This is a genomic window from Pandoraea horticolens, assembly GCF_902459555.1.
GTDB classification, from domain to species: domain Bacteria; phylum Pseudomonadota; class Gammaproteobacteria; order Burkholderiales; family Burkholderiaceae; genus Pandoraea; species Pandoraea horticolens.
Window position 1 is genome coordinate 534,199 of sequence record NZ_CABPSM010000001.1, and the last position, 20,853, is coordinate 555,051.

Sequence of the window (20,853 nt, forward strand, 5' to 3'; positions counted from 1 at the left end):
CAGCGGCCCGGCCGGACAACGCCGGTCAGGGCATGTATTTGCGTTTATTTCCGATTTCGGTGGGCCGGCAAATGCGAGCGAGGCTCGGGCGTGCGCTCAGCGGGTGAGCTCGCGCAAGGCGTCCGCCGTCATGGGGACAAGCGAGAGCGGGGTTGCCGCCGCAGTCAGTGCTGCGAGCGACGCCGCGTTGTCCGGCGAGACGCTGCCATCCGGCAGGTAGAGATTGTTTTCGAAGCCAATGCGCGCGTGGCCACCCTGCAACACTGCCGCCAGCGCGCACTCAGCCTCGCGCGGGCCAAAGGCGCACATCGCCCAGGGCGGGACGGCGGCGGCTTCGCCCAGCGCCTGCGCACCGTTCTGCCAGGCCGAGAGAAACGGCAGCAGATCGGAGGGCGACGACAACTGCCCCTTGCTGTACCGGCCCAGCACGAACAACACCCAATGGCGGCCCGCACGGATCGCCCCGCTCGTGCGCAGACGCCAATAGTGCGCCACGTCTTCGGTGTCGTACAGGATGTATTGCGCGGCGATGTGCTCCTGCCAGAGCCACGAGAAGAACGCTTCGGCCGCCGGCGCGTGCGCCGCATCGGGCGACACTTCGCGCAATGCCACCGAAATCGCTTCGGGATGCAGCGCTTGCACAGTCGCGATCTGCTGCGCCGGGGAATAGATGCCTACCGCCTCGGTCGTCACCTGCAATACGAGTTCGCGGCCCACGGCTCGCTGCACTGCGGCGATGCCGGCCGTGTAGTCCGGCACTTCGAGACTGTGCGTGCCGTCGGCCTTGCGCACGTGCAGGTGGATCATCGCCGCGCCGGCGTCCAGACACGCCTTCGCGCACGCGCCAAGGGCTTCCGGCGTCATGGGCAGCGCGCGATGGTCGACATGCGTGCGACGCGCGCCGTTGGGCGCCACGGCCAGGGCAAAGGCTCGCGTCATGCGGCGCCTGCGGCTTTCACGCCAGTGACATCGGCCACCGCCAGCGCCAGCCGTTCGACGATGCGATCGATGTCGTCCGGCCCGCAGATGAACGGCGGCGCGATCAGCGCATGGTCGCCATGCACGCCGTCGACCGTCCCGCCCATCGGATAGATGAGCAACCCGCGCTCCTTGGCGGCGGCCTTCAGGCGCGCATGAGTCTTGTCAGCCGTGGGCAGCGTTCGCTTGGTGGCGCGCTCGGCCACGAATTCGACACCGACGAAAAGCCCCCGGCCGCGTATGTCGCCCACGTTCGGGTGATCGGCGAAGACTTCGCGCAGACGGGCACGCAGTTGCTCGCCGCGCGCCTTCACGTTATCCAGCAGATGCTCTTGCGCAATCGTGCGTTGCACGGCCAGCGCCGCCGCGCAGGCCATCCCGTGGCCCAGATAGGTATGACCGTGCTGGAAGAAGCCCGACCCGCCGACCACGGCGTCGAAGATCTTGTCGGAGCACAGCATTGCCCCGATGGGCTGATAACCCGCGCCCAGACCCTTGGCGATCACCAGAATATCCGGCACCACGCCGTCTTCTTCACAAGCAAACAGATAGCCCGTGCGGCCCATGCCCGACATCACTTCGTCGAGCAGCAGCAGCACACCGTACTTGTCGCACACGGCGCGGATGCGCTTGAAGTAGTCTCCCACCGGCGGCACGGCACCGGCCGTGGCCCCCACGACGGTCTCCGCCACGAACGCGATCACCGTGTCGCCGCCGAGTTCGAGGATTTTCGCTTCGAGTTCGTCGGCCAGCCGCTGCACGTACGTCGCATCGCTTTCGCCCTCGAACCGCTCGCGATACGCGAAGCACGGCGAGACGTGGTGTGCCGGCACCAGCAGCGGGAGGAACGGCTCGCGTCGCCATGCGTTGCCGCCGATGGCCAGCGCGCCGAGCGTGTTGCCGTGGTAGCTCTGACGGCGCGCGATGAAATACCGGCGCTGCGGCTGTCCAATCTCGACGAAGTATTGCCGCGCCAGCTTGAGCGCCGCCTCCACGCCTTCCGACCCGCCGCTGACAAAGTACACGTGGTTCAGATCACCAGGCGCGTTCGCGGCCAGCATATCGGCCAGATGCTCGGCGACTTCCGTCGTGAAGAACGATGTATGCGCATACGCCAACTGAGCCGCCTGCTGCTGCATCGCCTCGATCACGCGGGGATGACCGTGCCCAAGACACGAGACCGCCGCGCCACCGCAGGCGTCGAGATAGTGCTTGCCGGTGCTGTCGATCAGCTCGATTCCCTGGCCGCCGACCGCGACGGGCAACGTCTGGCGCGGATTGCGGTGAAACACATGAGTCATGCCTGAACCCCTGACGGAAAGATGGCGCGTCGCGCGATGGCCCCAACCACCCGCATGCGAACAATGTCGCCAAGTGTAGGCGCATCTCCTTGTGTTTGCAACATATGTTTCATTCATTTTATCATCGCAACACTTCGCGCAATCCCCTGACCATCTTCAATGTCTCCGCGACGTCCGCAGGCATCGGGGAAAGCACGTGCGCGGCCGGGGCATTTCATGCAACAATCGTTACATTATTTCGTTGCCGTGTTGCGATCCCCGATGCCAGAAGCCCCAGCGCTGCCACAGACGCTCGACCAACTCAACGCGCAGTTACGTGAGCGCTATCCCCAGCTCAGCCCGCAGTTTCAGGCAGGCGCGCGTTTCCTGCTCGATCATCCGCAGCGCGTACCGATCAGCTCGATGCGTGCCATTGCCGCCGAGGCCGGTGTGCAGCCCGCAACTTTCGTGCGGCTCGCGCAGCATCTCGGTTTCGAAGGCTGGCATGGCTTGCGTGAATTGTTCCTCGAATCGATCCGGCTCGGGCCGCAACCGTATGCGAGTCGCGCACGTCAGATGATTCGCGAAGGCGACGCCACGCGCATGGTGCCCGAGATGTTCCGCGTGCAACACAACAACCTCGACCTGACCGAGGCAGGCGCCAATGCCTCGCTGGGCGCCGCCGTCGATCTGCTCGCCAATGCGGGCACCGTCCATGTGGCAGGCTTTCGCGCGTGCTTCCCCATCGCGTTCACGTTTCAATACGTCTATCGGCTGTTCCGGCCGACGGTGCACCTGATTCGCGGCGAGGCCGGCACGTTGGAGATGGAGTTGCGCGCGCTCTCCGCACGCGATGTGGTCGTCGTCATCAGCTTCGCGCCCTATTCCAACGAAGCGCTGATCGTCGCACGCGCCGCCCGGGCCGCCGGTGCGCGCGTGCTCGCGCTCACAGACTCCACGGTCTCGCCGCTCGCCCTCGACGCCGACGTGACGGTGCTCTTCTCGCACGAAAGCCCATCGTTCTTCCCCTCGATCACCGCAGGCATCGCCGTGGTGGAAACGCTCGTGGAAATGCTGCTCGCCCGCAAGGGACGCGGCGCGGTGCGCGCGCTGGCGCTGGCCGAAGACCAACTGCATGGCACCGGCGCCTACGTCAGCCCGGGCGCGGCGAGCGGCGCAGACGGCGAAAGTGCTGCCAGCGGCGAGCGCGTCAAACCGGACGTGTGAATTGTGACGTGTCCCAGCGACGCGCCGGGATGACGCCGCGCGCAGTTTCTTTTATGATCGACGTGCTCCCTGCGGCCGAACCGTCGACGCAAGACCCGACACGGCCTTACGCAGGACTCATCCCCTGTCGACAATCTCAAGGACTCCGAATGTCGCATTCTCATTTGTCGCGTGCCCGCCGGGTCGCACTCGGCACGGCGCTCGTCATCGGCGCCGGCCTGGCCGCCCCCGCGTTTGCCGCGTCCAATCTCATGTTCATGAGCAACTCGCCGCTGGCCTACATGAAGAAGGCCGACAACGAGTCACTCGCCAAAGCCGCCAGCGAAGTCCTGTCCACCAAGCAGGACCACGAAACCGTCGAGTGGACCAACAAAGGCACGCACAACTCGGTCGCGATCACGGCTCACCTCACGCCGACCAACACCCGGAAGGACGACACCAAGACCTGCCGCGACCTGACCGTGCTGCTCGGCGCGAAGGGTCAGGAAGTCTTGCTCACGCTCCCCACCTGCAAGACGGGCGACGCCGGCCACTGGGAACTGCAAAAGCGCAGCACGCAGTAATCCCCCCGTTGCCTTCGCAGCATCGGACAAGAAAAACGCCGGCCCGAGATTTCGGGCCGGCGTTTTTCATTGCGTCGCCGGTGTATGGGCACCGGCGAATCCTGCATGCAGCGAGCTCAGGCCACAGCCATCTTCTTTTTGCCTTCGACATCGGGCAGCAGAATCGTCACGATACCCAGCAGCGGCAGATAGGCGCACACGTGATAGACGAAGTCGATGCTCGTCGAGTCGGCGAGTTGTCCCAACACGGCGGCACCGACGCCTCCCATCCCGAACGCGAAGCCGAAGAACAGCCCCGACACGGTACCGACCTTGCCCGGAATCAGCTCTTGCGCATAGACGAGAATGGCCGAGAACGCCGAGGCGAGAATGAGGCCGATCGCGACCGTCAGAATGCCGGTCCAGAAGAGATTCGCGTACGGCAACATCAGCGTGAAGGGTGCCGCGCCGAGGATCGAACCCCAGATCACATACTTACGGCCGATCTTGTCGCCCAGCGGCCCGCCGATCATCGTGCCCGCCGCCACGGCGAACAGGAACACGAACAGATGCACCTGAGCGCTTTGCACCGACACGTGGAACTTGCTGATCAGATAGAACGTGAAGTAGCTGCTGATGCTCGCGAGATAGAAGTACTTCGAAAAAATGAGCACCAGCAGAATGCCGATGGCAAATATCACCTTACCGCGCGACAGATGCGCGTGACCGCTCCGGCGCGCCGCCGGCTTTCCCTTGCTCGCGGCGCGCTGCGAGGCATACCAGCGACTCACCTGGAACAGCACCGCGATCGCCACGAGCGCCGCCACGGAAAACCACGCCACGCTGCCGCGGCCGTTCGGCGCAATGATCAGCGCGGCAAGTAACGGGCCAAGCGACGAGCCGACGTTACCGCCGACCTGGAAGAACGATTGCGCCATGCCGTGGCGTCCGCCCGAGGCCATGCGCGCGACGCGCGAGGACTCCGGATGGAACACCGACGAACCCATGCCGACGAGCGCAGCCGCGACCAGTAGCACGCCGAAGTTAGGTGCAACCGCCAGCAACAGCAGGCCCACGAGCGTGAAACCCATGCCGACCGGCAGCGAATACGGCTTCGGATGCTTGTCGGTGTAAAGCCCCACAACCGGTTGCAGCAACGACGCGGTGATCTGATACGTGAGCGTGATCAGACCGACCTGGCCGAAGCTCAGGTCGAAGCTCGCCTTGAGCAGCGGATAGATGGCCAGGATCAACGACTGAATCATGTCGTTGAGCAAATGAGAGAAGCTGATCGCAGACAGCACGCGAAACGCCGTGCCCTTTGCAGCCGGCGAGGAGGCGCCGGGGAGGGACGTTGCAGGTTGACTCGACATGGGATGGAGGATTTACGTCAAAGGCTTTGGAAAGGCGGCGTTTCCGGCGGTTTTCGTGCAGATATGCATGAAAGTTGGGATATATCCCATTTTTTGCCGAAAATCGAATAAGTGAAGTGTAGAGCATGCGTAAATCGTCGTTACGCCAAGTTTTGTCGCGATTCCGCCATCCCAGCCCACCGCTGTATGCGTTGTAGAAAACGACAAGAGGGGCTCGGCAGGTGGTCGCGGATGTGGCCCCCTGATATACCACCGCCGAGCCGACCAGGCCCTTTATTTCAAGGGTCTGTGCGGGTTTATCGGGCGTTGGTCGGCGTCGGGGATTCGTGTAGAGTCGATGACGAGTTGTGCCATGCAGCACAAAGCACACACAAGGGCCCTACTCCTTCCTTGGTTCGCGGCAAAACATGATTCAACACTCCAGAGTCGCGCAGTGGCTGGTGACCGGGCTTGTGGTGACGGTCACGCTCCTTGTCGTTCTCTTGCTCGGCTGGTTACGCGTAGTCGGTGCGTCGCAAGCGATTTTGCAGGAAGAGACCGAACGCCAACGCGATGCGCTTGAGCGCATTGTCGACAGTGCCGACACCGCTCTTCAAGGCGCCACCGCCTGGGTCGGGCGCAACTGTAGCGAGGTCAACGGTGCGCTCCAGGCCGAAGGCACGCTCAGCCCTTACTTTCGTTCCATCTGGCTTGTGTCTCACGGCAAGATGTATTGCTCGTCGGTGGCGCGAACGGACCAAGCCATCGATATGCCGCTGCCGAACGAGCTGGTGCCGTTACTCACGGGAACGCGCGCCATTTTTGTCGCCAGCACGCCTTATGTTCGAGACGCCCCTGCGTTGGCGATTTTCGTTCCCACCTCCGCCACCGACGGCGTGCTGGGATTTGTCGACGGGGTGTACCTCACCGAGTCTTTGCATAGTGTGAAGAACAGCAATCTCGAATGGACGGCGATGACCATCGGGAAGCTATCGCTGACGTCTGAGGCGCCAACGCTTGAATCCGCCAGCGTCGCTACGCGCGGCGCGCAGTCCACACTTACCTCGGAACTCTTCACGACGTCACTCGCGGGTAGTCCGTCGTTGACTCGCAGGCTGATTGCCAATTACGCCCCCATCTTTCTGTCCTTCGGCGCCGTGATCGCGGTCTTGCTGGGCATTCTGACGTTCCGCCATCTCAGCCCGGCGCAGTTCATGCGGCGACAGATTGCACTCGGCATCAAACGCAACGAATTCAAGGTGTACTACCAGCCCGTGATGGAGCTGGCGACGGGACGTTGCACCGGTGCCGAGGCGCTGGTGCGCTGGCACCATCCGGTGGCCGGTCTGGTCCGGCCCGACGCCTTCATTCCCATCGCGGAAGGCAACGGTCTGATTATCGAACTCACGCGTTCATTGCTTAAGCTGATTCGCAACGACGTTGCGAAGGGCGCGTTACCGCAAGGCTTTCATATCGCGATCAATCTCGCCGAGCGGCACTTGCGGGATAACACCATCGTGCAGGATATCGAACGGATTTACGGGTCGCTGAACGACACCTATCCGCTCATCGCCGAGATTACGGAACGTTATGTCATTCGCGACTCGGCGGCCGCGCGCAACGTGATGGCGGAACTCCAGCGCCGGGGTATCGAAACGGCACTGGACGACTTCGGCGCCGAGAACAACTCCATCGGCTACCTGAAGCGCTACGACTTCAATTATCTGAAGATCGACAAGGAGTTCTTGCCGGTCACCGAAGACGACGTGGTCACGCGCAACATCTGCGACTCCATCATCGATCTGGCAGAGCGCATGGGGATGACGATCGTCGCAGAAGGTGTCGAGAGCGAAATGCAGGCGAAGTATCTGCGCCAGCGCAACGTCACCTACGCACAGGGATACTTGTTCGCGCGGCCGATCTCGTTCGACGAATTGGTGCCGTTTGCGATAGCCCACGCGGGCGCGGGACTGACGACGGTGAAGCAGGTGTCTGCGACCGTCACGCCGATCACGCCCCTGACGCAACCCAAGGCGGTTTGAGCGCCGCCAGCGCAACGCACGACGAAAACGACGAAAACGCCTGGCCGGGAAACACAACCGGCCAAGCGTTTTTCCTGACGGTACTGCGAAGAGGTCAGAAGACCAACTGCGGCATATTGTTGCGCGGTGCGGGCATGGCGGCCGCACGCGCGCTGTCCCTCATTTCAGCGCGCAGCAACCACAATCGCTGTGCGACGAAACGTCTGAAGCGCATTTCACCCGCGGAGAAAGAGATTTGCATCTGATGTCGCTTGCCGTTGGGCAGCGTGCGAACCAGACGATAGTATCGAGCCCCGTCAACCGTTTCCTTGATATTCCTGACGCGCATCATTTCACCCCGTTTCTGTTGTGTCAGGTGAGTGGGCACTTCGGCAAACGTCGCATTCCCGGTCAAACCGCATCAAACCTGGATTTCAGCCTGACGCGACGCCGACCGGCATTGGGGGGGCATGCGGCGGAATTCAATGTAGTGGAGAAACGTCCCCCATTCGTCCCCCAAAAGAACGGCCGAAGTGCGCTTCGTTGGTGCGCCGCAACACTTCCGCGTCCAGCGCCGGTTTTCGCTGGCTCGTCCGCCCTCTACAATGCGCTCACCTGCTGCGTTTGAGCGAGAAAATCACTATGGTTTCCGAACCTTCTTCAACGTCGGACGGTGTTTTACACAACGAAATGAATGACGCCCTGCAAGTGAGTGGTTCGCTTTGGCTGCATCGCGGCAACTCGTCGCTCGGTGGTCAGGCCCGGATTGCGCTGCTCGAACAGATTGCCGCGCACGGATCGATTACCGCAGCGGCAAAGGCCGCGGGCATGAGTTACAAAGCGGCATGGGATGCCGTGGACGCAATGAACCAGCTCGCCGGCGAGCCGTTGGTCGCGCGCAGCACAGGTGGTCGCGGCGGTGGCGGCACACGCCTCACCGCGCGCGGCGCGAAGCTCGTAGCGGCCTTTCGGGCGGTAGAAGCGGCCCAGCGGCAATTCCTCGCGCGCGTGGCCAACGATCTGGAACATTTCGACGAACAGTGGCCCGTGATCGCCCGGCTCGGTCTGCAAACGAGTGCACGCAATCAGTTGCACGGCACCATCACCAACATTCGACGCTGTGGTGTGAACGACGAAGTCACACTGACCTTGCCCGGCGGCGAAGCGATTACGGCGTCACTCACGCATCACAGCACGCAAACGTTAGGGCTTGCCATCGGTGGCGATGCGTTCGCGCTCATCAAGGCGCCGTGGATCGATATCGCGCGCGGCGCAGATCTCGCAGGACTGCCAACGGCCAACCGGCTCTCGGGCACGGTCGACGCCATCACCGACGACGCCGGACAAGCCGAAATCATGCTGGCGCTGCCCGGTGGCGGCCGGCTCGCCGCCGTTATGCCGCACGACACGCTGGCGGCACGGGGACTGGCGGCAGGCGTTGGCGCAACGGCCGCATTCCCGGCCGCCAGTGTGATTGTGGGTGTGATGGCCTGACGCACTTGTGTCAGGCCATCGAGCACGTTACAGCGCAGGTGTTTCACAGTTCGTCGCGACTTGCAGCCTCGCATCGCGACGGTCCAGGCGCAGGCTGAGCAGCGCAACACCCACGCCGGCCAGCGGCACGAGCGCGGCCACCCAGGGCACCGCCGCCAGACCCGGACCATGGTCGATGACGAAGCCACCCAGCCACGCGCCAATGGCGTTGCCGAGATTGAAGGCGGCGATGTTGAAGCTCGATGCGAGGCTTTCCCCCGCCCCCGAGGCCTTTTCCATCACCCACAGTTGCAGCGGTGCGACTGTCGCGAACGCTGCCGCGCCGAGCAGGGCCACGAACACGATGGCCAGCCAGTGCGAGTGCAGCGCAAAGGTCATCAGTCCGAGAACGACGGAGAGTGCCAGCAAGCTGCCCAACACGGTCGGCACCACGCGACGATCCGCGAGTTTGCCGCCAAGCAGGTTACCGACCACCAGGCCTCCGCCGAAGATCAGCAGAATCGGCGAAACGGCGCCTTCGGCAAAACCGGTGACTTCGGTGAGCAACGGTGCGATGTACGTGAATACGCCGAATACCCCCACCCAGCCGAGCACCGTCGTGAGCAAGCCGAGCAGCACCGGACGACGTGCCAGTGCACGCAGATCGGCACGCCAGTCGCCCGCATCCTTCGGTGCTGCAATCTTCGGCACGAACCAGGCGATCACGAGGAACGCGAGCGCACCAATGACCGTGACCGCCCAGAAGCTGGCGCGCCAGCCGAAGTGCTGACCCAACCACGTACCGAACGGCACGCCGAGAATGTTGGCGACGGTCAGCCCCGTGAACATCACGGCAATGGCCGACGCACGGCGCTCGCGCGGCACCAGACCGGTCGCGACGACCGAACCGACACCGAAGAACGTACCGTGGGCGAACGACGTCAGCACGCGGGCAGCCATCAGCGCCCCATAGCTCGGCGCGAGCGCGCACGCGGCGTTACCGATGGTGAAGATCGCCATGAGCACCAGCAGCACCGTCTTGCGCGGCCAGCGGGCGGTGGCGGTTGTCATGAGCGGAGCGCCAACAACGACACCCAGCGCGTAACCGGAGATAAGCAGGCCTGCGGCCGCAATCGAGACACCGAAATCGGCACCGACGTTGAGCAGCAGACCCATGATGACAAATTCCGTCACGCCAATGCCGAAGGCACCGGCGGTCAGGGCGTAGAGGGCGATGGGCACAGAAAACTCCTGTCTGAATATAAGGAAAGGTCACGCCGCCGAGGGGACAGCCGTCACCGATGTGCGCAATATAGACGTCCCGACATTGATGAAATAGACTGCGCGAAGGAAAATGATTTGTGACTTGACGTCACAGCATCGCGCAAAGCCAGTCGTGGCAAGGGACAGGGGCACATTCGATGGGTCGGCAGGACGTCAATCGCTCAGGCGATATGGAAGTTTTCGCGCGTGTTGTGGAGCACGGCGGCTTCTCGGCGGCGGCGCGCGCGTTGCATATGACGCCGTCTGCCGTAAGCAAGCTGATTGCCCGGCTCGAGGCGCGCCTGGGAGCACGCCTGTTCAATCGCTCGACGCGTCGTCTGCAACTCACGCCCGAGGGCACGTCGTTCCATGAGCGCGCGTTGCGTGTACTGGCCGACATCGAAGCAGCCGAGCGTGAAGCGGCGGCGGGGGCCGTGCCGCGCGGCCTGCTGCGCGTGAACTCGAGCGTGCCGATCGGCTCGCTCTATCTGTTGCCGGTGATTCCGGCGTTTCTGGCGCAGTATCCCGAGATTCGTCTCGATCTGACACTCACCGATACGGTCGTCGATCTGCTGGAGCAGCGTGCCGACGTTGCCGTGCGCGCAGGTCCGCTGCGTGACTCGCGGTTGGTGGCCCGCAAGCTCGGCGAGAGCCGCTTGCACGTGGTCGCGTCGCCCGAGTATCTCGCGCGCAACGGCCCGCTGCGCTCGCCAGCCGACCTGATTCATCACAACGTCATGGCCTTCAATTTCGACCGTCAGGTGCAGGGGTGGCCGTTTCTCGACGGCACTGGCGGCATCACGCACTATCCGCAGATCGGCAACATGGCCGTGAGCGACGGCGATACCATGCGCAAGCTCGCGATCGAGGGGCTGGGTCTCGCCCGCCATTCGCGCTATCACGTCGATGCCGATTTGCGTGCGGGACGACTCGTCACTGTGCTGGAAGACTACAATCCCGGCGATCTGGAACCGGTGCACGCGGTGTATGTCGGGCAGGGCGGCCACTTGCCCGCGCGCGTGCGCGCGTTTCTGGACTTTCTTGTGGCCAACGTTCACCTGCCCTGATGCCGTGCGAACGTATTGACGTTCAGACGCTCACGCGGGTGTCCGGTCCCGATGCGACCAGACGAAAAGCGGCCACGCCAGCGCGGCGCAAAGCAGCCCCCCCGCCCATACCAGCCCCCAGCCGCCAATCGACAGCAATAGCGGGATCGTCAGCGGCGTGAGGAACATCGTCAGGAAGACGCCGGTATTGCCGATGCCGAGCGCCGTCCCGGCGCGAGAGGCACCGGCAAGCGTTGCCAGTTCAGTGAACGCGACCCCGTGCCACGCCGACGCCACGACACCGCCGGCGATCAGCAGCCCGATCATCCACGGCGTGCCGTGCACCAGCCATTCGGGATGGTGCGCCAACACCGCCACCAGTAGCGCCAGCAACGCGAAAACCGCACCGACGACAATCGTGCATGCGCGCAGATACGCGGGGCGATTGCGACGCTTGTCCGTAAAGCGCCCGCTCCACACACGCGTGATCGCAGCCCCCGTCTGCACAGCAACTAGCGTGAACGAGATCATCGCCACGCTCACGTGGGCAAAGTCATGCAGAAACACGGTGCCGAAGGTCAACACGGCGACTTGCGGCATCACGAGCACTGCCATGCCCAGCGCTGTGCTCAGCAAACGCGCGTCGCGCAACGGAGTGTAGCTCGCGGCCGGACGCCCGCCCGTGGCGCTCGCTGCACGGGCCGCCGTGCACGCCTTGTCATGCGGTTCGTGCGGTTCCTCCGGTGGCTCAATCAGCCACAGCCACGCCATGAACGCTGCGGCGACACACGCGAGCGCCAATTCGAAGTACACGGCGCGGAAGCCGAAATGCAGCGCCGTGCCCGGCAATACCAGCGCGCCGATACCGCCGCCCATCGGCACGGCGCATTGCCGCACGCTCATCGCCAGACCGCGCTCGCTATCGTGAAACCAACGCATGACCGCGCGCCCGCTCGATCCGTTCACACTGCCCCCGAGTACGCCGATGGCCAGCATCCCCGCCGCGAGCATCGGCATCGACGGCACGAAATGGGCCGTCGGCACCCCCCACAACGCCAGCCCGGCGAGCGCCACCGCCGTCACCAGCAGCCCGACAAGCAGCACCCGCCGGTCGCCCCAGCGGTCGGTGAGCATGCCCCACGGTAATTCGGAAATGGCGATACCCAGGCCGATCATGCCGAGCACGATGCCAAGATCGCCGTTAGCCAGCGCATACGCGCTGCGCATCTGCACGGCGGTGGCGGGAATGCCGCCCATGGCGGCAGCAAAGCTACCGTTGGCCGCCACGCCGACACCCAATACCTTCCAGCGATGGTTACGACCGAGTGCGTGGGTGAGGGACGGCGCAACCGCAACAGGCAGAACAGGTGAAACAGGTGGCGCCTGATTAGCGGTAGCAGGGGCAGTACATAGGCGTTCATTCATGTGTGACACGGTGCGCGGCCCGCAGGCACGCGGCTCAGAGGAGAGAAGTCGCGGCGTCCATCCCCCTTGAAGCCTGGGCTCAGGACACCATGCTCCGCATCCTACGGATAGACAATCCATCGGAAAAGCGGGAAAATTCGATGCCTTATATCGTTTTTCCCGGATTAACTCCGAATGTGGGTGGTGCGCGGTGTGCGGTGCGCCTCCGACGCCTCTCCAAAAGCGAGACTTCCCAAGAGCCGCCATGAACGCCCGCGCCTTCGATCTCACGCAGTTGCGTACCTTTATCGCCGTTCACGACGCCGGCAGCATTTCGGCAGCCGCGGAGCAGATCTTTCTATCGCAATCGACCGTCAGCGAGCAGCTCAAGAAGCTCGAAGCGCGTGCCGGACAGCCGTTGCTCGTGCGTTCGCGCAAAGGCATGCGCCCCACGCCCGCCGGCACGCGACTGCTCGCCTATGCGCGGCAGATCTCGGCGCTGTCCGAGGCGGCGTTCGAAGACCTGCAAGGCGTGCTGCTCGATGGCGAGTTGCGCATCGCCATCACCGATTACTACCGTCCGCACGACGTTGGCCGTGTCCTCAAGCGATTCACGAGCCTGTACCCGCGCCTGCGCCTGCATGTGAGCGCCATGCAAAGTGCGCAGATCGAGCGCACCGCGCTGACCGGCGAACACTTCGATGTGGGATTGGCGTTACGCCTGATGAACGAGGATGTCGGCCGCGGCGCCAAAGCGCTGGGCTATCGAACGCCGGGCACGCTGGTGCGCCGTGAGCGTCTCGTGTGGGCGATGTCGTCGTCGCTGGCCGAGCCCGTCGGTGAACCACTGCCGCTGGTGACGCTGCCGCCCTCGTGCGCGTTGCAAAGCCTCGTGCTCGGTGTGCTTGAGCGGCACAAAGTGCCTTACCGCGTCTCCCACTCCGCAGCGGGCGTGGCCGGCATGCAACTGGCGCTCGGCGCAGGGCTGGGCATCTCGTGCCTGAACGAATCGGCGCTCACGTCCGATCTCATCGTGTGTCCGCCGTCCCTCGGGCTGCCGTCGCTGCCGCGCGCCGAATTCCACCTGCTGCCCGGACGCGCCGACGAAACCGATCTGATCCGGCACGCCCGCAATGCGCTGTTGCGGCTCTTCGCGTGATACCTTTGCCCCCTGATCCCGATTTTGTCCGCTTAATGCGGTTGCCGTCATGCCGGAAGCCACGCCGATTCGTCTGAATTTCAACACCCGCCGCGCGCTGCTGTTCGCGTTGACGGCCGAGCGTCTGTCGGCGTTCTACGAGCATGGGCAATGGATGACGGACAAGCAGGGCGCCACACTCGCGCAAATGTGGCTATCGCGCTCGAAGCTGCAATTGCCGTTGGAAGAACGGCGTCTGCTTTCGATGCTGAGCGACGACTTCGCGCGCGAGCTGGCCGGCTCACTCTCTCGCGAAGCCGGCTTGTACACCGCGCATGAAATGATGGAATCGCTCGACGCGGACTACGCGTACGCGTCGGTCGTCGCGCAGGATCTGTTGGAAGACTGCACGCGACGCCTCGTCGAGGCGGGGGCGACGGAATAACCGCGAGGCATCACGACGCATCGGGAGCGTCCGCAACACCTGTTCGTTATGCGACGATGCCGCGCTCCTGCACCAGCACCCAGGGCGCCACGACGACGGCCCACAACTCCGGCGTGCGCGCGGCGAAATCGGTCGCGTGTTCGGCCTGCATGCGTTGCACCATACCCGACGAAAGCCATTGGGACACGATGTCCTTATCGTCGTTGGCAACTGCCTCGGCGACCGACACGAGGTCGACACCGGGGGCAACGTATAGCAGCACGCCGCGCGCGAAAAAAGACGCCAGATCCTTCCAGTCGATCTTGGCGGTTTCGCCGAGCAGACGCACATAGACATCGCTCGCCCCCGGCGTGGCGTTTTGCGGCGATTGACCGGCTTGGGCGGGCTTGGGCGACTTGGGCGAATCCATGACAGCGTGACTCCAGGGCGGCGCAGGCCGAAGAGCGGCGGCGTGCGGAAAACCGGAAATATCGAAAACCCGCATTGTAATGCGCCCCGGCGTGCGTGACGGTGGTAGCATCGGAACCCCACGTATGACGTCGGTGTCGCAGTGACATGGCACGGCCGCTACGTGGTGACTAACGTTTTACCGAGGAACCGCATGTCCAAACAAAAAACCGATCCCAAGCTGGAACAAGCCCTGACGCGCGGCGATCTCGCCATGCGCCAGATCAACTCTGCCCGTGCAACTGCGCTACTGCGCGCGCTTGGCGAGATGATCGTGGCGGCGTCGGCAACGATCGGCGTCGAGGCGGTGGTAGACGTGCCTAATGGCGACAAGGTCTACGACCCGGAAGACGGTGTGTGGCCGCAGGCACTCGTACTGTCGTTCGACGGCCCCATCGATGAAGCCGAAGAAGAAGAGCTGCGCACCGTGCAACTGATCGCCGACAAGTATCCGGAGGCGTTCCAGGTAGTGTGGCATCGTGCCGATGGCAAGATGGGCCGCCATGAAGCGCGTCCGCTCGCGATGGTCGCGTTCCTGACCGACGTCGAAGTGCCGTGGCTCGACGACGACGCCTGATACCGGATCGACACCGCCAGCACAAGGGACGGCGTCGCCGCACCCCCGCATGACACGTGCCGACCAACCGCCGCCCGAGGCTAACGCCCGGGCGGCGGTTTTGTTTGTTCACTCGGCTGATGCGCTATGCAAACATCGGTCGGGCCGATGCCAGACCGCAATCAGGAGCCCCACCGCGATCAAACCTGCGCCAAACATCCCCGCATCACTCAATCGGTCGCCAAAAACCATGAATCCAAAAAACGTGGCAAACAGGGGATCGCTGGTCTCGATGATCTGCACCTTGCTGGCTTGCCCGCCTTCCACCGCACGCGTTGTGAAATAGAAGCCACCGATGGTGGGAAGCAAGACGAGCGCGCACAAGGTTATCCATGTGGAACCCTCAGGTATCGCGAAGCCCTCACGCAAAAGCGGCAACAGGAGAAACAGGCTTCCAAATCCGAAGAGCCATACCAGTTGAGGCAATCCCGCCCCGATCCTGAACCACTTGGAAAGGAAGATGAACAGCGCATAGCCGCACCCGCCAGCCAACGCCAGCACAATGCCGGACAAACTGCCGGTCACGCCGTGCTCGAACAGGCTCATCAACCCCACACCCATGACGATCGCAGCGAAGGCGCCAATCTTCTGGCGCGTGACCTTTTCCCCAAGAAACAGGCCGGATAACGCGATAGTGGCGCCGCCTGCGGCATAGGTGAGGAAGGAAACCAGCGGAATCGACGCTTGCGCGAACGCCTTCGTTTCAAAGTAGTAAAGACCGAAGATGCCCAGTAGCGAAAGACACGCAAACTGCGGCCAGCGTCTGGCAAGACTGACGGTTTGCAGGCTTAGCTGCGGCCGACATGCGCAGAGTCCGGCGACCAACAGGAACGCGCCGAAGCACTTCCAGAAGGCGATCAACGCGGGCGTCGCCCCTTGATCGAATCCGGTGCGCGTCAACACACCGATCGTGCCGTTCAAGAGGGCGGCGAGCAACGCACAGGCCTCGGGCCCGTAGCTCGTTCGAGAGAAGAAGCGCATTTCGGAATATGGCGTTTGCGGTGGCGCTGAAACGGCACCGTTAAGGCTTCGGAGGTGTTTTCACGAAGTGGATAAAGGACACTCGGCTTTTACGGTCCGACGAGAAGATGCCGCCCCACCTATCGTCCCATTCCGCGAATGCGCGGTCTGCCCTGAGAATCCGGGTCGCGGCAGCGAGATGCCAATGGGGAACGCCGGGCAACAGATGATGTGTCAGGTGAAACGAGTCGCCATGCATGCCGATGAACAGGCGCTCTACCCAGAAAGAATATCGATTTCGTGAGCTGAATGGCCACTCGTTGGCCGCATCCATGAATGGGTAATGCTCCGATAACTCGCTGAACCAGCCGATGACGGGAAACACCAGAACCAAAGGAATCCACCAAAAGAGCATCAGGCTCCCCAACCAGCCGTGGGCGTAGGCAGTGGCAGCGATGGACCCATGAAAGGCGAGAATCAACCAGGACTCGATCTGCGTCTCGTTCGGCCGGGATGAGAACGACAAGCGACTCAGGAGGAGAGATTTGATGTACCGGATCGTCAAACGACCGCCTATCGCGCTTAGAACGAATCGCCGGAAAAAGCGCGGACCTCGTGGGGTCTCGTACACTCCCGCGTCGTTCAATTCCCGGAAATCCGGATCGTGAACGGCATCGCCCAATCGGGCGTGGTGTGCGATCACGTGAGATCGGCGATAAGCCAGCATGGATTGCATGACTGGCCAGCCGCAAAAGACTCGGCCCGCAACACGGTTCAATCCATGGAATCTGAACAAGGTTCCGTGCGATGCGTCATGAAAAAGACTTGCCAATGCGCGCTGTCGTGTCCCGATAATCAGGATCGACAAGGGGTACAGCAACGGATGTACTTTTAGCGACAGCGCACAAGCCGCAAGGATCCAGACGTAGTCGAAAACAATGGAAACAACCCCTCGGTAGTTGTTTCGCTCGCACAGTGCTTTGATGCTGCGCTTCTGGTCTTGGGTCAGTTCGAGATTCGTATATTTGCGTACCATGCTCCCCCCATCGAACGTGCCGACGACGGTTGAGGGGCATCCCCATCTCCCGTCGTCCCATCTCACGCTCCGAGGGGAAAGCGCGCATCCAATTTGACCTTGCATTCTGCCAGCGGAAGTGCGCCAGCAGAACGCGATCGGGTGCGAAAAGTCAGAATTCGGAATTTTCGGACGACTGATCTTTCACGGCGTCATCCGTCAGATGCGCAGCCGCATCGAATCCGCACAACTCAGATCGACGCCAGCGCAAACGTACTACCCGTCGCGATCTTGTCGACGGCGCCACCCTGTCTGAAGTGCAGCGCGTCGAACTCGCCGAGCACCGTGGCGTTCTCCCCCTGCACGTGCAGTGCCGTGCCTTCGGGGATACCAACGACGCTCTCATCCGGATTGATCGCCAGATACTCGGCCAGACGCTCCTCGCGCGACTCTCCGTTATGCCCGGCCGGTTTGCCGCTGATGAAGTGCGGATTCACCTGAAACGGGATCAGGTTGAGCGCCTTGAGTGTCGGCGGCTCGACGATGGGCATGTCATTGGTCGTGCGGATGGTCGGGCAGACGACGTTCGCCCCGGCGCTCCATCCCACGTACGGCATGCCGGCGTTCACGCGCTCGCGCAGCAGCCCCACGATACCTGCGTTGTACATGCGGTCGAGCAGCGCGAACGTATTGCCGCCCCCCACCACAACGGCTTGCGCCTGTTCGATGGCCGCCCGCGCATCCTGATGGCGATGAATCGATTCGAGCCCATAGCCCAGCCGGTCGAACATCGGTTTCACGCGCGCTTCGTACTCGTCGTAGCTGAAGGTAATGCCCCCGGCGTAAGGCACGAACAGGACGCTTTTCACGCGCCCCCGGAGCACCGCGTGCACCTGATCGTCGGCGTGCGCCAGAAAGCCCAGGTTGCCCTTGCGGGAGCTGCTCATCATCAAGATCTGTTTCACGACTCATGCCTCCTGGGCAGATGTTCTCGGGGGGAGGGGTGTGGCCGGGTTCCGGCGCACAACGTGCATTCGGTGCAGACGAAGAGTGTACCCGGCGCCCCGGCCCACGCATTTCCCAGCCAAGCGCAGACATCGCAATTTCGCATTGGCGACGCCCGCGCTTCTCATGAAGTGAAATGCCATACCGAATGTTGCAATCGCACATCAGAAATCGAGCACCGGGCGCAAAGCCTTATGTCACGGGTGTCATATGCCAACCCATATGCCACCTATAAGCTACGGGGGTCTGACGGATCGCAATCCCGGGTTTCCGATCGCCCGGAGAAGGATTACACTCAGACTCTTATATAAGACTGCCCCTTTTCGTCTGTCTTGTCTGTCCTGTCTGTCCTGGCGAAGCGCTTGCCGGCAAACAATGTGCCGTTACGCGCGCCGGGGCCGGACGAAATCGCGTCAAACTGGTTTTCAAACTCGAGTACAGCATCATGACTTCCACTTCCCAGCGTGGCGGCCTGAAGGTCGCAGACAATCTGATCGCGTTCATCGAAAAGGAAGCCCTGCCGGGCACCGGCGTCGATGTGGATGCGTTCTGGAAAGGCTTCGACGCCATCGTCCACGACCTCGCCCCGAAGAATCGCGCCCTGCTCGCCGAGCGCGACCGCCTGCAAGGCGAACTCGACGGCTGGCACCGCGCCAACCCGGGCCCCATTGCCGACGCCGCCGCCTACCGTGCGTTCCTCGAAAAGATCGGTTACCTGCTGCCGGCACCGGCCAGCGTGAAGACCACCACGGCCAACGTCGACTATGAAATCGCCGAACAGGCCGGCCCGCAGCTCGTCGTGCCGCTCTCCAACGCCCGCTACGCCCTCAATGCCGCGAACGCGCGCTGGGGCAGCCTGTACGACGCGCTTTACGGCACCGACGCCATTGCCGAGACGGGCGGCGCCGAGAAGGGCACCGGCTACAACCCGAAGCGGGGCGAACTCGTGATCGCCTTTGCGCGTGGCTTCCTCGATCAGGCCGCGCCGCTGGCCGACGGCTCGCACAAGGACGCCACCGGCTACCGCGTCGAGAACGGCAAGCTCGTGATCGCGACCAAGGGCGGCAAGACCGCACTGGCGACGCCGGCTCAATTCATCGGCTATCAGGGCGACGCCGCCGCACCGGTCGCCGTGCTGCTCAAGCACAACGGCCTGCACTTCGAAATCCAGTTCGACGCCACGCACCCGATCGGCAAGACCGACGCGGCCCATATCAAGGACGTGCTCGTCGAAGCCGCCGTGACGACCATCATCGACTGCGAAGACTCGGTCGCCGCCGTGGACGCCGACGACAAGGTCGACCTGTACCGCAACTGGCTCGGCCTGATGCAAGGCACGCTGACGGAAGACGTGTCGAAGGGCGGCAAGACCTTCACCCGCCGCCTGAACGCCGACCGCGAGTACACCGGCGCCGATGGCAAGCCCGTGAAGCTGCATGGCCGCTCGCTGCTGTTCATCCGCAACGTCGGACACTTGATGACCAACCCGGCGATCACCGACCGCGACGGCCGCGAGATTCCCGAGGGCATTCTCGACGGTGTGGTCACCGTGCTCGCTTCGCTGCATGACCGCAAGCATCAACTGAACTCACGCACCGGCTCGATCTACATCGTCAAGCCGAAGATGCACGGCCCGGCCGAAGTCGCTTTCGCCGACGAGTTGTTCAGCCGCGTTGAAGACCTGTACAGCCTGCCGCGCAACACGCTCAAGATGGGCATCATGGACGAAGAGCGCCGCACCAGCGTGAACCTCTCGGCCTGTATCGCCACCGCCGCGTCGCGCGTCGCGTTCATCAACACGGGTTTCCTGGATCGCACGGGCGACGAAATGCACACCGCGATGGAAGCCGGTCCGATGATGCGCAAGGGCGACATGAAGTCGTCGGCATGGATCACGGCCTACGAGAAGAGCAACGTGCTCGTGGGTCTGGCCGCGGGCCTGCGCGGCCGCGCACAGATCGGCAAGGGCATGTGGGCCATGCCGGATCTGATGCACGCCATGCTCGAGCAGAAAATCGCGCATCCGAAGGCCGGTGCGAACACGGCCTGGGTGCCGTCGCCGACCGCCGCCACGCTGCACGCGCTGCATTACCACATGGTCGACGTGCAGGCCGTCCAGCAGGAACTCGAGAAGATCGATTACGCCAAGGAGCGCGACACGCTGCTCACGGGTCTGCTGACGGTGCCGGTCGTGGCCAAGGCCGAGTGGAGCGCCGACGAGATCCGCAAGGAAATCGAAAACAACGCGCAGGGCATTCTCGGCTACGTCGTTCGCTGGATCGATCAGGGCGTGGGTTGCTCGAAGGTGCCGGACATCAACGACATCGGCCTGATGGAAGACCGCGCCACGCTGCGCATTTCGAGCCAGCATCTGGCGAACTGGCTGCGTCATGGCGTGATCACGCGCGAGCAGGTCGAAGAGACGCTCAAGCGTATGGCCGCCGTGGTCGACAAGCAGAACGCCGGCGACAAGCAGTATCGTCCGATGGCGCCGAACTTCGACGACTCGCTGGCGTTCAAGGCCGCAAGCGCGCTGGTATTCGAAGGTCTGACCCAGCCCAACGGCTACACCGAGCCGCTGCTGCACAAGTACCGTCTCGAGTTGAAGGCCAAGCAACGCGGGTAATCGCCTGAGGTGATC

19 protein-coding genes are annotated in these 20,853 nt (G+C 63.2%); 10 read left to right on the forward strand and 9 right to left on the reverse strand.

Annotated features, from left to right (window positions below; genetic code table 11):
- Positions 1–96: 96 nt before the first annotated feature.
- On the reverse strand, positions 97–939 hold the full coding sequence (locus PHO31112_RS02480) for a beta-keto acid cleavage family enzyme (RefSeq protein WP_150619019.1): 843 nt from the start codon (positions 937–939) through the stop codon (positions 97–99).
- A complete protein-coding gene (locus PHO31112_RS02485; RefSeq protein WP_150619020.1) occupies positions 936–2,279 on the reverse strand; it encodes an aspartate aminotransferase family protein in 1,344 nt (447 codons plus the stop codon). The genes PHO31112_RS02480 and PHO31112_RS02485 overlap by 4 nt, the downstream gene beginning before the upstream one ends.
- Positions 2,280–2,540: 261 nt before the next feature.
- Between PHO31112_RS02485 and PHO31112_RS02490 the strand changes: the two genes are divergently transcribed.
- Positions 2,541–3,485 (forward strand): MurR/RpiR family transcriptional regulator, encoded by a 945-nt coding sequence (locus tag PHO31112_RS02490; RefSeq protein ID WP_150619021.1) that lies wholly within the window; start codon positions 2,541–2,543, stop codon positions 3,483–3,485.
- A gap of 149 nt (positions 3,486–3,634) precedes the next feature.
- Entirely contained in the window at positions 3,635–4,048 is a 414-nt protein-coding gene (locus PHO31112_RS02495) for an RT0821/Lpp0805 family surface protein (RefSeq protein WP_150619022.1), read from the forward strand.
- 116 nt (positions 4,049–4,164) lie between these two features.
- Here the strand turns inward: PHO31112_RS02495 and PHO31112_RS02500 are convergent, their stop codons facing one another.
- Positions 4,165–5,400: an MFS transporter gene (locus PHO31112_RS02500; protein WP_150619023.1), complete on the reverse strand. Its 1,236-nt coding sequence runs from the start codon at positions 5,398–5,400 to the stop codon at positions 4,165–4,167.
- A 407-nt stretch (positions 5,401–5,807) separates the two neighbouring features.
- Here PHO31112_RS02500 and PHO31112_RS02505 point away from each other — a divergent pair, with 407 nt between their 5' ends.
- From PHO31112_RS02505 to PHO31112_RS02515, 3 genes are all read left to right on the forward strand, one after another.
- Positions 5,808–7,421 (forward strand): EAL domain-containing protein, encoded by a 1,614-nt coding sequence (locus PHO31112_RS02505; protein WP_150619024.1) that lies wholly within the window; start codon positions 5,808–5,810, stop codon positions 7,419–7,421.
- Entirely contained in the window at positions 7,418–7,666 is a 249-nt protein-coding gene (locus tag PHO31112_RS02510; protein WP_150619025.1) for a hypothetical protein, read from the forward strand. Before PHO31112_RS02505 ends, PHO31112_RS02510 begins: the two co-directional genes overlap by 4 nt.
- Positions 7,667–8,042: 376 nt before the next feature.
- A complete protein-coding gene (locus PHO31112_RS02515; RefSeq protein WP_150619026.1) occupies positions 8,043–8,894 on the forward strand; it encodes a TOBE domain-containing protein in 852 nt (283 codons plus the stop codon).
- A gap of 27 nt (positions 8,895–8,921) precedes the next feature.
- Here PHO31112_RS02515 and PHO31112_RS02520 read toward each other — a convergent pair whose 3' ends face one another.
- Positions 8,922–10,115, reverse strand: coding sequence for an MFS transporter (locus PHO31112_RS02520; RefSeq protein ID WP_150619027.1), 1,194 nt, complete (start codon positions 10,113–10,115; stop codon positions 8,922–8,924).
- A 179-nt stretch (positions 10,116–10,294) separates the two neighbouring features.
- Here PHO31112_RS02520 and PHO31112_RS02525 point away from each other — a divergent pair, with 179 nt between their 5' ends.
- Positions 10,295–11,203 carry a LysR family transcriptional regulator gene (locus PHO31112_RS02525; RefSeq protein WP_150619028.1) on the forward strand — a complete coding sequence of 303 codons (909 nt, stop codon included), beginning with the start codon at positions 10,295–10,297 and terminating at the stop codon, positions 11,201–11,203.
- Positions 11,204–11,233: 30 nt separating this feature from the next.
- Here the strand turns inward: PHO31112_RS02525 and PHO31112_RS02530 are convergent, their stop codons facing one another.
- A complete protein-coding gene (locus tag PHO31112_RS02530) occupies positions 11,234–12,607 on the reverse strand; it encodes an MFS transporter (protein WP_150619029.1) in 1,374 nt (457 codons plus the stop codon).
- A gap of 244 nt (positions 12,608–12,851) precedes the next feature.
- Between PHO31112_RS02530 and PHO31112_RS02535 the strand changes: the two genes are divergently transcribed.
- Both PHO31112_RS02535 and PHO31112_RS02540 read left to right on the forward strand, forming a co-directional pair.
- On the forward strand, positions 12,852–13,745 hold the full coding sequence (locus PHO31112_RS02535) for a LysR family transcriptional regulator (protein ID WP_150619030.1): 894 nt from the start codon (positions 12,852–12,854) through the stop codon (positions 13,743–13,745).
- A 49-nt stretch (positions 13,746–13,794) separates the two neighbouring features.
- Positions 13,795–14,169: a hypothetical protein gene (locus tag PHO31112_RS02540; protein WP_150619031.1), complete on the forward strand. Its 375-nt coding sequence runs from the start codon at positions 13,795–13,797 to the stop codon at positions 14,167–14,169.
- 46 nt (positions 14,170–14,215) lie between these two features.
- Here PHO31112_RS02540 and PHO31112_RS02545 read toward each other — a convergent pair whose 3' ends face one another.
- Positions 14,216–14,578 carry a DUF2288 domain-containing protein gene (locus tag PHO31112_RS02545; protein WP_150619032.1) on the reverse strand — a complete coding sequence of 121 codons (363 nt, stop codon included), beginning with the start codon at positions 14,576–14,578 and terminating at the stop codon, positions 14,216–14,218.
- A gap of 192 nt (positions 14,579–14,770) precedes the next feature.
- On the opposite strand from PHO31112_RS02545, the gene PHO31112_RS02550 reads away from it, so the two are divergent.
- Positions 14,771–15,193 (forward strand): hypothetical protein, encoded by a 423-nt coding sequence (locus PHO31112_RS02550; protein ID WP_150619033.1) that lies wholly within the window; start codon positions 14,771–14,773, stop codon positions 15,191–15,193.
- Between the two features lie 108 nt (positions 15,194–15,301).
- Here the strand turns inward: PHO31112_RS02550 and PHO31112_RS02555 are convergent, their stop codons facing one another.
- The 3 genes from PHO31112_RS02555 to pepE all read right to left on the reverse strand — a co-directional run bounded on the left by PHO31112_RS02555 (position 15,302) and on the right by pepE (position 18,172).
- Positions 15,302–16,213 carry a DMT family transporter gene (locus PHO31112_RS02555; RefSeq protein WP_150619034.1) on the reverse strand — a complete coding sequence of 304 codons (912 nt, stop codon included), beginning with the start codon at positions 16,211–16,213 and terminating at the stop codon, positions 15,302–15,304.
- Positions 16,214–16,253: 40 nt separating this feature from the next.
- A complete protein-coding gene (locus tag PHO31112_RS02560; RefSeq protein WP_174995478.1) occupies positions 16,254–17,228 on the reverse strand; it encodes a fatty acid desaturase family protein in 975 nt (324 codons plus the stop codon).
- A gap of 230 nt (positions 17,229–17,458) precedes the next feature.
- Positions 17,459–18,172 (reverse strand): dipeptidase PepE, encoded by a 714-nt coding sequence (gene pepE, locus PHO31112_RS02565; protein ID WP_150619036.1) that lies wholly within the window; start codon positions 18,170–18,172, stop codon positions 17,459–17,461.
- Positions 18,173–18,657: 485 nt separating this feature from the next.
- On the opposite strand from pepE, the gene PHO31112_RS02570 reads away from it, so the two are divergent.
- Positions 18,658–20,838, forward strand: a complete 2,181-nt coding sequence (locus PHO31112_RS02570) for a malate synthase G (RefSeq protein WP_150619037.1) — start codon at positions 18,658–18,660, stop codon at positions 20,836–20,838.
- Positions 20,839–20,853: the final 15 nt, after the last annotated feature.